Source organism: Hydrotalea flava (assembly GCF_001623405.1).
GTDB lineage: Bacteria > Bacteroidota > Bacteroidia > Chitinophagales > Chitinophagaceae > Hydrotalea > Hydrotalea flava.
Window position 1 is genome coordinate 22,526 of record NZ_LUHG01000099.1, and the last position, 14,509, is coordinate 37,034.

11 protein-coding genes and 1 pseudogene are annotated in these 14,509 nt (G+C 35.8%); 2 read left to right on the top strand and 10 right to left on the bottom strand.

The genetic code is table 11. The features are described 5' to 3' along the window. Window positions 1–11 precede the first annotated feature (11 nt). The 10 genes from A0F92_RS11965 to A0F92_RS12010 form a co-directional block, all read right to left on the bottom strand. On the bottom strand, window positions 12–3,209 hold the full coding sequence (locus A0F92_RS11965; RefSeq protein ID WP_167517065.1) for a SusC/RagA family TonB-linked outer membrane protein: 3,198 nt from the start codon (window positions 3,207–3,209) through the stop codon (window positions 12–14). Next, entirely contained in the window at window positions 3,175–3,735 is a 561-nt protein-coding gene (locus A0F92_RS11970) for a hypothetical protein (RefSeq protein WP_167517066.1), read from the bottom strand. Before A0F92_RS11970 ends, A0F92_RS11965 begins: the two co-directional genes overlap by 35 nt. Window positions 3,736–4,114: 379 nt before the next feature. Continuing rightward, window positions 4,115–4,336, bottom strand: coding sequence for a TolC family protein (locus tag A0F92_RS11975; protein WP_068246358.1), 222 nt, complete (start codon window positions 4,334–4,336; stop codon window positions 4,115–4,117). Between the two features lie 439 nt (window positions 4,337–4,775). Further along, on the bottom strand, window positions 4,776–7,400 hold the full coding sequence (locus tag A0F92_RS11980; protein ID WP_167517067.1) for a multicopper oxidase domain-containing protein: 2,625 nt from the start codon (window positions 7,398–7,400) through the stop codon (window positions 4,776–4,778). Between the two features lie 444 nt (window positions 7,401–7,844). Further along, on the bottom strand, window positions 7,845–8,027 hold the full coding sequence (locus A0F92_RS15685) for a hypothetical protein (protein WP_167517068.1): 183 nt from the start codon (window positions 8,025–8,027) through the stop codon (window positions 7,845–7,847). Between the two features lie 2 nt (window positions 8,028–8,029). Continuing rightward, window positions 8,030–10,072 carry a copper-translocating P-type ATPase gene (locus A0F92_RS11990; protein WP_167517069.1) on the bottom strand — a complete coding sequence of 681 codons (2,043 nt, stop codon included), beginning with the start codon at window positions 10,070–10,072 and terminating at the stop codon, window positions 8,030–8,032. Between the two features lie 90 nt (window positions 10,073–10,162). After that, window positions 10,163–10,663, bottom strand: a complete 501-nt coding sequence (locus A0F92_RS11995) for a heme-binding domain-containing protein (protein ID WP_253810423.1) — start codon at window positions 10,661–10,663, stop codon at window positions 10,163–10,165. Beyond that, the gene (locus A0F92_RS12000) at window positions 10,633–11,253 is read right to left on the bottom strand and encodes a DUF3347 domain-containing protein (protein WP_253810425.1); all 621 of its coding nucleotides are present in this window, start codon (window positions 11,251–11,253) and stop codon (window positions 10,633–10,635) included. The genes A0F92_RS11995 and A0F92_RS12000 overlap by 31 nt, the downstream gene beginning before the upstream one ends. A gap of 85 nt (window positions 11,254–11,338) precedes the next feature. Next, window positions 11,339–11,794 carry a DUF3347 domain-containing protein gene (locus tag A0F92_RS12005; protein ID WP_068246409.1) on the bottom strand — a complete coding sequence of 152 codons (456 nt, stop codon included), beginning with the start codon at window positions 11,792–11,794 and terminating at the stop codon, window positions 11,339–11,341. Window positions 11,795–11,944: 150 nt separating this feature from the next. Beyond that, window positions 11,945–12,394: a hypothetical protein gene (locus A0F92_RS12010; RefSeq protein ID WP_068246361.1), complete on the bottom strand. Its 450-nt coding sequence runs from the start codon at window positions 12,392–12,394 to the stop codon at window positions 11,945–11,947. A 793-nt stretch (window positions 12,395–13,187) separates the two neighbouring features. On the opposite strand from A0F92_RS12010, the gene A0F92_RS12020 reads away from it, so the two are divergent. Then, window positions 13,188–13,967, top strand: coding sequence for an SDR family oxidoreductase (locus A0F92_RS12020; protein WP_167517070.1), 780 nt, complete (start codon window positions 13,188–13,190; stop codon window positions 13,965–13,967). After that, window positions 13,967–14,422: pseudogene (locus tag A0F92_RS12025) on the top strand (GxxExxY protein). The gene A0F92_RS12020 and the pseudogene A0F92_RS12025 overlap by 1 nt, the downstream one beginning before the upstream one ends. Window positions 14,423–14,509: the final 87 nt, after the last annotated feature.

Consider the following 14,509-nt stretch of genomic DNA (forward strand, 5'->3'; position numbering starts at 1 on the left):
GTTTTATTTAATTAAAAGTTTAATCCTAATGATAAACCCATACTCTTGGTAGAAGGGATACTTAAAAATTCTGTACCAGGTAATATTTGTTGACCTCTTAATGCCAGCGTTTCAGGATCTACATCTTTATTTTGGGTAAACTCTAATATATTTCTTGCTACAAATGAAAGATTCATATTGGCTTTAGAAGTGGCCCCAAATAAATTTTTGAAGGTGTAACCAATTCTAAATTCTCTTAATTTAACATAGGTAGCATTGTACATAAATGCTTCATTATTGGATGCATTATAGTAACCATTATAATACGTAGCGGCATCCACCTTAACATTATTCGGTACATATTTGCCACTACCATCTAACATAACACCTTTACCAACAATACCGGTTTCTCTGCCGGGTAATGTTTCAACCGACATACCACCGGCTAAAACGCCTAATGCAGTATATGAATAAAATTTGCCGCCCTGGTGCCAATCCCATACAAAACTCATATTGAAATTTTTGTAAGTAAAATTGTTGGTCCATCCCAACACAAAATCAGGATTATAATTACCCAATAATGAATTTTGACTGGAAGTAAATTGAGGTACGCCATTTTTATAAACAATATTTCCCTGGGGGTCTCTTACAAAAACATTCCCATACATATTACCAATTCTTTGACCAACAACCGCATCATATTGAATAGCACGGAAGTAACGGTCGTACTGTGTTACCTGTGCATATACATATGTATTGATACCATCAGGCAATGCTGTCACTTTTGAAATATTATGACTAAAGTTCAAATTCATATCCCAGTTAAAACCATTGGGCGTTTTAGAACGAATGGGTGAAGCATTGATCATAATTTCAATACCCTTGTTGTTAATAGATGCTCCATTTACATAAGCATTTGAATAACCTGAGGAAACTGGGATAGGCAATTGCACCACTTCATTTTTGGTATTGGAATTATACACTGTTGCATCAATACCAATTCTGTTATTCAGGAAACGGGCTTCAAAACCTGCTTCTGTGGTAGTAGTAGAAGAAGGCAACAGGTTGTTGTTAGCCAGTACATTATTGCCTGTTGTTAGCGGATAATTGTTGAATGGCGTATTGGTAAGATAGGTATTGTTGATAGAATAGGGATCGGCATCTCTACCTACTTTAGCAATAGAACCTCTTACTTTTAAATAGGAAATAGCCGTAGGCAGCCTTACCATATCAGATACAATGGCACTTAATGAAGCGGAAGGATAAAAGAATGAATTGTGATTTACCGGTAAAGTACTGGATATATCATTTCTACCGGTAACGTTTAAGAACAACAGGCCTTTATAATCAACATCTGCAAAACCGTAAGCACTGTATACTACTTTATTAAATTGTTGAAAAAAAGTAGGCAACTGGCTTTGCGCATTTGAGAAATTGTATAAACCCGGTGTAATTAATGTATTGGCAATATTTCTGTTATAAGAAACATTCTGCATAAATCTGTTACCACCAACCGATGCATCAAAATTCCAGATATTGCTGTGTTTTTTGTTATAACTGACTAAGAAATCGGTATTGTTTTCAAAATAATTAATATCATCTGTTCTAAAGCCACCACTGGGGAAACGAACGGTAGTAAACGCACGGTGCCCTTCTCTGTGATCGCTATAATAATCTGTACCGGTACGTACCATTGTTGTCCACTGTTTATTAAACGCATATTTCAATGAAGCGTTTCCAATTAAACGGTTTTTATTAAAACTATTTACGTTATCATACATTGTTACATAAGGATTGTCGTGGTTATTCCAGTAACGAAACTGATTTTGTTGGTCACGACCTGTTTGCCATTGTTTTTTTAAAGAGTTCAAATCAATATTAATGGGCATGCCATAAACTCCAAAGAAAGTATACATTACACTTTCAGAACCATATCCAATATTGGGCCGATTGCTGCTGTTGCTGTTAATGAAATCGATAAAAACATCTGAAGTCAGCTTATCACTATACCTATGCTCCGTTCTTAAAGAAATACCATTCCTTCTCAAATCAGTATTGGGCAAAATACCTCTGTTATATAAATTGCTGATAGAAAAGTGATAACTTCCCTTGTCACTTACACCACCAAAACCAATATTATTTTGGGTAGTGATACCAGTTTGTAAAAAGTTTTTAAAATGATCGGCATGGCCAACCCATGGTGTACCCTGTGGCGTTAAACCCGGATTAATGCTACGTGCAACCAAATCGGCAGCCTGATAAGGTGTGCCCGGAATAGGACTATCAAATTGCACAATTTTTAAGTTTGGATCAAATTTTAAACCCCAGTTCGGTATATTGTTTTCATTAGAAGCACCACCATTCTGATAAACATACGTACTAGGGTTTCCGGATAAAGGATATGCATTAATACCTGCACCATATTGATTTTGCAAACGAGGTAATTTTAAAGGCGTTTCAAACGTTGTTGTTGAATTGAAACTAATGCCTTGCATTCCTTTTTCGGGTGTACCTTTTTTTGTAGTCAGTACAATGGCACCATTGGCAGCTCTTGAACCATATAATGCTGCTGCTGTAGAACCTTTTAAAACGGTTATTTTTGCAATATCGTTCGGATTAATTTCTGCAGCGCCATTGCCATAATCTACCTCAGCCCATGTACCCTGATTAGCAGAATTTTCAATGGCATTATTAAAATAAGTTTCGTTGTTGATAGGCACTCCATCTACCACAAACAAGGGTTGATTGGTACCGCTGAATGAATTTTCTCCCCTTATAACAATTCGTGATGTAGAACCAACACCTGCACCGCCATTGGTAATATATACACCTGCAATTTTTCCGCTTAAGTTGTTAATTAAGTTGGGATCTTCCGCCTGAGTAATTTGACGGGTATTTACCGATTGTACTGCATAGCCCAATGCTTTGGATTGTTTACTGATACCCAATGCAGTTACCACCACTTCATTCAACGATTTTACTTCTTTTTGTAAAGCAATAGTAACGTTCTTCCTACCCCTTAATGGAAATTTTTCAGGTGCATAACCCACATAAGAAATAATGAGCACCGCATTAGCACCGGTATTCAGGGTAAAATTTCCCTGTGCATCTGTAACTGTTCCTTTTTGGGTAGTACTGATAGAAACACTGGCACCTACAATGGGTGTTTGATCCTGTGCATCCAATACTTTACCGTTAATAATTTGATTGTCCTGTGATCGGCCCGCCATCGGTAAAAGAACCATTAAAAGGCTGATGATAAATGCTGGTAGCACTGTAAAATTGCTGCGCATAAATAAAGGTTTGTTTGAGTAGTTGATATGAATAAATTAAAAGGTTTGCATGGAAAAATATCCAACAGGCATGTGCCTGCATCGAATTCTGAGTGAACCAATACGAAAAAAGTAAGTTAGAATGTAATATGCTTTTTGAGGGAGAAAAAACAGATAAAGCAGGTAAGTCTGAACAATCAGGTACCGGCATTTTATGATGTACCATTGATACCTGAGAATAACATGGATTCAAGTCTCTATCCGTATCATCATCGCCATCTATAACATCTTGAATGATGGCTAATGGCGGGGGCAGTGAATGTTGCGAAGAAAAAACGGATAAAAAGGCAGGTGATTTTTCCTGCAGCGTGAAAAAAGTATGATTCACTTTTGAAGAATGCAATAAGGCAACTGCTTTTACTCCTGTATTTTGCAGTAATACAAAACACAGCAACAATAAACAATTCAGCAGTCTGTTATGCATAGGTTTCATCAGGTTGCAAAGCTAACAGCGCATGATTGTATGGTTGAAATAAATGAGATTAACAAATTGTAAACAATTAACAAAACAGCCAAATGATTACAATTTGTTAACATGGCTTTCAGCTTAAAGCAAAAAGCCTGCTGCAGTTGCAACAAGTGGTAGAAAACGGATAGCTGGCTAAAAATAGCGGCTATGAATGTAACACTGCTTAGAAAAAAATTTTATGCTTCCATATATTTAAACCAAAAAACTTTAATTAGAAAGAAAATAAACCCTGGTAATAATCTAATATTTTTTGCTGCAGCAACACATCATACCTGATAATAATAAGGTTAATTTTTGTATTATCCAGGTTATTTTTTGCTTTGATACAATCTACTTAAGTGCCTATACCTGCTTCAAATTTTACCGTGGCAGCATGGAAAGCGTTTTCGAAATCAGCATATTGTTGTTCCAGTGCATGCAACCGTTGCAGTGCCTGCTGCATATTGATATAAGCACCATAAACTGATTGCTGTAATTGGGTTTTAGTGGTTTTTAATAAAAAAGGAGATTGATAGGCCTGAATTTTTGCCTGCCTTATTTTGGTACGTACCTGCAATCCATTTTAAATGGGTATTTGCAATATCAAACTCAATGAAACGTTGAAATTATTTTTTCACTACTGTCCGTATGAAATATTTTGGCTGCTGTAATTATTTTACTGCATGTATAACTTTATGAATAATAATATCAGAAGAATTGCATAATTGGCCCTTTGATTAACATTGCCTTTAATCAAATTTTATTACTACACAAGGGCGATATTCAGGTACATTCCATCATCTATAAAGGAAGTATATTTACTTTACAATTCAATGAACATGTATGCAGCTAACACAGAGCAGATTTTAGTCTGTGTAATATCAAGCATTAAGCCCATGTTGGTTTTTCGAACAAGTTAACCTAAATTATTATTACGCATCATTAATTATAGTCTGAAATAATATAATCCTGATTATATTAAATTATTTTTTTTAAAATATTAATAGTATAATATTTTAATAAGTAATTGTTAACCCGGCACCCAAACCCATATCACTATCATAATGAGTAGATAAAGAAATATATTTAGTGGCAATGTACCGGAAACCTGCCATGTATTCTTTATCAGTATTTATCATCATATTAAAACGCAGACGTTTACTAATGGGTACATCTTCTCTGCTTAACTGAAACCGGAATTTACCATTACCGTCAATTCTTGCATCAGCTACAAACAACAAAGGCAGCGTGTAAGCAATACCGGCTATTATTGTATGGCGATCTAGTTTATCACTTGTTTGACCAAACCAATTCTTTTTTTCGCTGCCAAAAATATTTTTTGGTCCGCCTTCTACTTTATAATGATAATCAAATCCAATGTAAGGAAACCACCATTGCATTCTGCCAAGGTAACGGCCAAACATAGTTTCACTTTCATATCCTAATTTATCGTTTAGCCCCAAATTCCATAAGGTAGTTGCCTTCCAGCGTGTATTTGCAAGCATCAAATTCCCATCACTACCATTGCTTTCAAAACCAATTCTGGCCATAGTATGGAACATTCTCCCTTCGGCAAATAATTTTCTTTGTGCCAGCTTTGGATTAGGTATTTCCGGATTGGGTGGTGAATTTTCATAACTAAATACCCTTCCCATACCACTCATCATATGGTATAATATATGGCAATGGAAAAACCAGTCGCCGCTCATATTTGCAGCAAATTCTATCGTATCTCTTTCCATTGGCATAATGTCTAAAACATTTTTTAAAGGTGCATAATCACCCTGCCCATTCAGTACCCGAAAGTCATGGCCATGCAAATGCATAGGATGACGCATCATAGTATTATTATATAATATAATTCTAACATTTTCACCTTTTTTAATTAATATCTTATCTGCTTCAGATAATACCTTATTGTTGATACTCCACATATACCGATTCATATTCCCGGTTAATTCAAAGTTCAACTCTTTTAGTGGTCCAGGGGGTAAATCGGTAGGATGGGTGGCACGTAGCATGCCATAATTTAACGTTTGAATATCCGGATTATCATCATTCATATCCATACCAGCCATACTTTGATGGCCATGATTCGTCTGCATTTGTTTACCTTTGCGCATCTGCATGGAATCATTACTTTTATTTTCCTTTATATTGTCATATCCCGTTATTTCCGGGTACATTACCGTATTCATATCCATCTCCTGATTTTGCATATTCATGCCTTCCATCTGAACCATATTGCCCTTCATATCCATCATGTCATTCATCATTTTCATTCCTGCAAAGTATTTGAGTTTAGGCAATTTTTTCGCTGGCATTTTCATACCACTGCCCAACCATAATGACGCAGATTTAGTACGGTCTTCCGGCGTTGCCAAAAATTCATACTGCATATTGTCAGGTATTGTTACCACGACATCATAGGTTTCTGAAACCCCTATTATCAATCGATCAACCTCAACCGGTTCTACATCATTACCATCGTTCGCTACTACCGTAATCTTGCCACCTGAATAGGTTAGCCAGAAATAAGTAGAAGCTGACCCGTTTGAGATTCGAAGCCTGACTTTATCTCCCGCCTTGAACTGTGGCATTTCACTTTCACTTTTCCCATTCATGAAGAACTTGTCGTAAGCAACATCACTTACATCCATTGCATTCATCCTTTTCCACTCATTGGTTAGTTTTGTTTTAAAGTTGCCGCTTTTAATGGCTTCAATATAGCTTTGTGTAGTCCCTTTCTTTATTGCAAACCAATCAGTTGCTGCATGCAGGCTACGATCAATTTCGCTGGGATTCATGTTGGCCCAATCACTTAATACGATTGGAATTGCGGGCAAGTCATCTATACCCCGCCGGAAACTAGTATCATCATTTCTCTTTTTAAGAATCAATGATCCGTACATACCTATTTGTTCCTGCAATCCAAAGTGACTATGATACCAGTGGGTGCCATTTTGAATGATTGGAAACTTATATAGATAGGTAGTGTGGGGTTGAATAGGCATTTGTGTAAGATAAGGAACACCATCTTCCTTATTGGGTACATACAAACCATGCCAGTGCAATCCTGTTGGCTCATTGAGTTCATTGTGTACATAAATTTCTGCTGTATCACCTTCTGTAAAAGTAAGAGTTGGCATGGGTATCTGTCCGTTTACTGCAATGGCATGTTTTACTTTACCCGTAAAATTTACAATGGTATCCCTTACATATAAATCATAGCGAACGGTTTTTGGAGGCGCACTTTTCTGTACGGTTTTCGCAGGTGCTATTTTTAGCATGGGCATTGCCATATTATTTAGGTCTTGTTTTTGTGTACTGCCTTGCATTTGCTCCATATTATCCATTTTATTTAATGTGTCTTTTAAAGGCATCGGCATGGTTTGTTTCTTTGGCAATTGCGTTTTTTGCGTTGCTGTATTGACTGTTTTTTTATACAAAACCATTCCACACTTCACACAATTGCCTGGTTTATCTGTATGAATTTCAGGATGCATCACACAAGTATAATACGAGGTGATTTGCTGTTTTTTTGCGGTATCTTTTTGTTGCATATCCATTCCTTTCCTATCCTGTGCCTGAGCGAAGGAATAAGACGCAAAAAGCAATGTTATTAAGATTATTTTTTTCATTTCAATGTATTATTTTTTAAAACCTGTAAAACAAAAAATTCTGTTTCGTATTGAATAGCGTAATATTTGCTTCTTCGATACACTTTATTCTGTTAAAATTGTTCTCGAACCTTTTAGCCATAGCATCTTATAAATATTGTTTTGTTTCAATTTCGCAATAATTCTGGGGTCTGTTTTGTGCAAATGTTCCTAATATCAAATAGCCTTCAGATACGATTGATTGTGCTGCGATGTGTACATATTTTTCTATTTTATCTTCATTAATCAGACAATGAAATGCTGCTCAATCGTGCCAGAAATCGAACTTTACTGAAGGTGCAAACCCGGTAACATCTGAAACAATCCAATTTACTTTTGCCACATTTATGCCCAATCGTTTTTAGGCTCTTTTAATGGCATTGACAGAAATATCCAATACATAAATATTTTCATAATTTAATTCAATTAAACCATCAAAAAAACGCTGTCACCGCCACTAATATCAATAATATTGGCAGTTGTAGAAAGATGAAACAATGAAAAAAATTGTATTGAAGTTTTAGGATATTCCTGAAACCAACTGAAACCATTTTCTTCTTTGGTTATATAGATACTTTCCCAATGCTGTTTTTGATTTTCAATTTCCATTTTTAATAATTTTTTACTTTTAACATACTTGCATTGATGGCAACTACAATTGTACTAACAGCCATTAAAGCTGCACCTGCTGCCGGGCTTAATAAAATACCGTGTTTGTATAAAATTCCTGCTGCCAATGGTAAGGCAATTACATTGTAACCTGTTGCCCAAATTAAATTCTGTACCATTTTACGATGAGTAGCTTTGCCAAATAAAATCAGGCTTACTATATCTTTTGGATTGCTGTTCACTAAAACTATACCGGCAGTCTCTGCAGCAATATCGCTGCCACTACCCACAGCAATACCTACATCTGCAATGGCCAATGCAGGGGCATCATTCACACCGTCACCTGTCATAGCAACAAATTCACCTTTACTTTGCAACGCTTTAATTTCCTCTAATTTTTGATGCGGCAATACTTCGGCAATATAATTATCCATACCTAAAGTATCACTTACGCTTTTAGCAACATTGCTGTTATCACCTGTGAGCAGAATTGATTTAATATTATTTTCTTTTAATACTTTTATTGCTTCGGCCGATTCAGATCGTATTTCGTCTGATAAAGCAATATATCCGGCCAATTCACCCTCCATTATCACAAATACAACCGTTTCCCTTACGTTTGTAGAAAAATCTTTTGGAACGGCTAATTTGCTTTCTTTTAGATAAACCGGACTAACTATCATTATTTTTTTCCCTTCAACCATTGCCTCAACACCTTTTCCTGTGATGGCTTTAAAGTTATCTGCGGCCGGTACTTTGATGGCTAAGTCTTTTATTTTTTGCATAATACCGGTTGCAATAGGATGTTCTGAGTTTTGCTCCAATGCGGCAGCCATTCGAATGATTTCAGTTTCGCTTAAATTTTTATGCAGCGACTCAATTTTCGACACTTTGAATTTTCCTTCAGTTAATGTGCCCGTCTTATCAAATACTACTGTAGTTATTTTTCTTGCATTTTCAAAGGCTGTTCTGTTTTTTATGAGTAACCCATTTTTTGCGGATAGGGCTGTTGATTTTGCCACAACCAACGGAACAGCCAAACCCAAAGCATGTGGGCAGCAAATAACAATTACTGTAACCATTCTTTCCATTGCAAATGCCAAAGATTGCCCGGTAAAATACCAAAATAAAAAAGTGCCGATACCCGAAACCAAAGCAATAATCGTTAACCATTTTGCTGCTTTATCTGCTAATAACTGTGTGTTTGATTTTGATTTTTGTGCATCATCTACCAACCTGATAACCTGCGATAAGTAAGAATCTTTTGCCGTATGTGAAACCGTAACTTTAATGGAACCATTACCATTGATTGAACCGGCAATTACTTTATCACCTTTTGCTTTTTGTACCGGTTTACTTTCACCGGTAAGCATACTTTCGTTGAGGTAGCTTTCGCCTTCTAATATTATTCCATCTGCTGCCACCTTCTCGCCGGGCTTTACTAAAATAATATCGTTTGCTTGTAGTGTATCGGTTTTTACATCATGCACCATTTCAGGCATTACCATATGTGCATCGGCTGGCATCAACTGCACTAATAATTCTAATTCCTTTGAAGCGCCTGCAATAGATTTCATTTCAATCCAATGCCCTAACAGCATAATGAGTATTAGTGTTGTTAATTCCCAAAAAAAATCCATTCCCTTCAATCCGAAAACAATGGCTACACTATAAATATATGCTACCGTTATGGCAAAGCCTATTAAAAACATCATACCCGGGCTCTTGGCTTTTACTTCATCTAACAATCCCTTTAAAAATGGGAAACCACCATATAAAAAAACAATAGTAGATAAAGCGAACAGAAGGTATTGCGATCCTTTAAATTGCCAGCTGGCTCCTAAAAAGTTTTGTATCATGGGTGATAACAAAACGATAGGAATGGAGAGGATAAGCACCACATAAAACCTTTTTTTAAAATCAGCAATCATCATGGCATGGTGATTATGCCCTGCCATACCCATTGATGGTTTTTTTGTGTGCTGCATATTGCCCATTGCATGTCCGGCATGGTTCATTAAATTGTTTTGATGTTGCTGTTCCATAATATAAATTTTATTTGCAGCAATCTTTTTTGTGTATAAAAATTGCTTTAAAAATTTTAAAAATTATTTGCTTTATTGTTTTCATAAAAATTAATTTTTTGCTAAAAGACTATCGGCTACTTTATTGAACCATTGGGAAAGTTGTATGCTTTCTTCTTTTGAAAGCCGGGCTTTCCTGTGTATTATTTTATATGACAATAAGGGCATTTCATTATCCCTAACCTGATCAGCCATATCTCTCAGCTTACTAATTTGCCTGCGTGGTGCATAGCTGCCAAACACACTTAAATTTAGGTTTGCTTTACCATTTTTTATATGATTTGCCATCAACCATGCTACCGGCTGAAAATTTGCATACCATGGATAGCTGGTATTGTTGCTGTGGCAATCGTAACAGGCATTTATTAAAAGCTTGTGTACATTATCCGGAACAACATACATTTTACTAAAATCTGTAGGAAAGACCTGCCCGCTCTTATTTCGGGCAGGTTGTATCAGTTGAATCAAGACTAAAATAGCACCTAAAGAAATGAGTATATACTTTTTTGTAGGGCGCATGGTTATTTCATTTCTTCTTTTATTGTACCACAAGTAGGCATTGATTTTCCCAAATAAGGATTTTTAATATCTTTGGTTTCGCTAATCCATATTGCTCCTTTACCATTGTTTGCCATTGGACAAAAATCTTTATATAAAGTTTGTCCGTTATTACCAAAGGCTTTTATAAGGTCTGAAATATCGCTACTCAGCATCATAAAATGTTCTCGCTGGTGTTTAATTTTATCGGCATTTGAACCTATATGTTCTGCATTTTCTTTTATATCGTCATGTAAATCGGCATATGCTTTCATTTGATCCGCAGACAAATTTGATTGATTTACTTTATCTAAAAGTTCAACGATGGATTTACCAGCAGCAGCGGCATCATTTGCATTATCATTTGCCAGCGCATTCTTCATTTGCAGGTAACCTGCAATGATTGCTTTGATCGGGAACATTGCAGCATTTTGTGTACCTGTTGCATGGTTCGTTAACTGCTGGTGCATGGCCATTGATGTATCGCCGGTTTTATCATTTTCTTTTGATGTTGTTGTTTTATCGTTGCCGGTATTGCAGGCAGCAATGGATAAGGTAGTGGCTGCTATCGCAACCATTATTACTAAAGATATATATGTTTTCATATTTTAATTATTTTTATATTTTAAGTGTCAATTTTAAAATGCGTTTTCCAAAATAAATGTGAATTGTTCAATGCAGGTAAACCAATTACAAAGTTGTTTTTATGCTGCCACAAGAAAGCATTGCACTGCCGAAATATGGGTTTTTGATTGCCTTATTATTACTTAACCATATAGCCTTTTTCATGGGGCAATATTGCTGGTATATAGGCTCGGCAGAGAGCTTTACTTTTTTTGCCAACTCAAACATATTGTTCGATAAAGTGGCAAATTTTTCCCTTTGCAGTTTTATATCTTTTGATTGAGAAATAGCAACAGCCTCGTTTAACAGGCCGGCCTTTTCAGCATCATTCATCATTTGTAGATCGGCACCATTTATGGTTTTTACCAATATAGCTGCACTGTTTGCCGCTAATACAGGGTTACTGCTTACTAAAGCGTCTTTCAGATTATAATATGCATTGAGTAATTGAACTGGCTGTGTTTTTGTATTGCTTTGTGAAAAGCTGTTCTGAGCAAATGCCATTACGATAAGGGCAAGCATTATAAATGATTTTTTAATTGAAAACATTTTTATATTTATAACGCTTTTCAGCTCCTGAATTATTGATTTCATTTTAGTTTGATTTTTATGTTTAACGAAATAGGTATGGGCACAAGTATACCTTTATCATGCTACAAACATAAAATGAAATCATATTTGAAAACTCTGAATAGCAATTCGAATGTCCGGAATGGGGGGGTGATAACCACACACAAAATATTTATTAGACTTACTAACCTGTGAAGCAGGCAATATAATGGTGTCACGGTAAGTGATTACAAAAGCAGTAGAAAATACCGGGTTTAATTGCTTGACAACTTGTGGAACTACTTTATCAGCCCGTACTATTTTCAATACATCATCATTACAACAATTATTTTTACCGTCTGAATCTGAATGCGCATGTTGATGTGCTGCAACTTCCAGATGTTGTGGATGACCTTTGGTATGAACAAAAAATTCCGCTTCAGCCTCATGATGGTGTTCATTAAACCCCATATCTACCCCCATAGCACAAGCAAAACCCACCACCATATTCAGGGAGAATATGGTTAACAGGAAAATTGCTTTAAACTGTATGGATGATAAACTATATTTCATGTTGCCTAAAGTAAAATTACAATTATTATATCAAAATGTTTTTTTAAATGCAAAAATAGCCATGAAAACTACTTGTTTGTTACATAATTATTTGAAGAATTTGCAAAATTTTAAGCGCAGGAATAAAATTAAAACAATCCTTCCTCATTCAAAAATGACATTCAAGAAAACAATGACCAGATTAAAGTAAATATTGCCATTTTAGCTTTAAACATACTTAAACTTTTTTCAATTTAGACGCATTCCCATTGAAAGTATACAAAACTTAATGATGGGAAGAACACCTGCTTAAAAGCCATATAGAGTTTCGCTTACACCATAAGACCTTGAAAAGTAAAATATACCACTAATTTTAAGCGTTACAATGAATAAAAGCTCTTTAAAAGAGAAGCCATAACATTTCTTCTAAGAAAATGAAAAACTAACTCGGCCACCAAGTACCTGTTTTCATTACTATGCAATATTGAAGAATATGTGAGAGGTTGCAAATATTGCTCAGGTATTTATTTTAAAAACATCCTTAAAAATATGCAGGGGTATTACGCATGAAAAACAGGATATCCTATCCGTTTTAGGCAGCAATGTTTCTCCGGGTCATAAATTTTGTAAGGATTCTTATACTTCTGTAATTTTACCCGGAATATATATAACACTTCTTACAATATTAAGATGGGTTTTATATTTCAAGGATCTAAAACTTTTGTTCATTCAATCGTATGTTTTTTCAGCTCATTTTTATGTTGCTAACTAATAAAATAACAGCAGCCGATTGGGCTTACATCAATCAATAATTATGATACAACCATCTTCACTACCACCAACCTTTATTGTAGGCGGTGCTACTTCAGGACTTGGGAAAGCGATAGCGCTTCTTTTACTGGAAAAGGGGGCTAATCTTTTAGCACTTGGCAGAAGTACGGAAGCATTGCAGCAGTTGTATTACAACTACCCGAAACAGGTTACCACTATCTGCGGAGATATTACCCTTCCGGTTACACAGAACACTGTATTGGATGCAATACAAAATATGTACATAGCAGGCATTTGTATGAATGCCGGAGGCCCACCGGCAGCTACTATTAACGAAACAACAATGCAGGATTGGGATATGGCTTATCAATCTGTATTGCGCTGGAAAGTTGCGCTTGTTAAAACATTGCTGACAAAATTAGAAGCCCAACAATATGGCCGGCTATTATTTATTGAAAGTGCTACCGTAAAACAACCCATGGAAAATTTAGTATTGAGTACGGCTTTTCGACTGGCTGTAACCGGGTTTGTAAAAACATTGGCCAATGAAGTAGCTGCCAAAGGTATTACTGCTAATATACTGGCTCCAGGTCCACATGATACCCCGGCTATTGAACGGGTTTTTAAAAAGAAACAGGCACAAACCGGTTTAGATATGCCCACCATACAACAAACTGAAATACAAAAAATACCGGTTGGCCGGTTGGGTAACGCCAATGCATTTGCGCAATTAGCCGTATGGTTAATGAGTGAAGATGCAGGTTATATTACCGGACAAACCATTAGTGTTGATGGCGGATTGGTAAAAGGTATTTTTGGATGATGTTGTTTATATTGTTAAATATCCGTTACTTAAAAAATGATTGGAAGGGACTATTTATAAATTCAATTTTTGAATGTATAATAGAAAATGAAATTTCGAACAAAGTTATTGGTGGGGCAATTCAAGTACATGCTGCCCTGGGTCCGGGTTTATTAGAAAGTGCATACCAGGAACGCTTATTTTATGTGTTGAAAAAGGGAGGACTAAGCGTTGTAAAACAAAAGCCCATGCCATTAGTATATGAGGAAGTACAATTAGAATGTGGATATAGAATTGACTTATTGTTATAGAACAAAGTGGTAATAGAGGTGAAAAGTGTGGAACCATTAAACGATATTCATTTAGCACAAGTACCCACTTATTTAAAATTAGGAAATTTTAGGTTGGGCTTATTGATCAATTTTAATGTAACATTATTAAAACAAGGGGTTAAAAGAGTGGTGAATGGATTTTAATAAACAATCAGTCAACGAAACCAACTCTGTGCTCTTTGCGGTGAATCTCCGTGTGCTTTATGGTGAAACAACCACAGAACAGAAGAA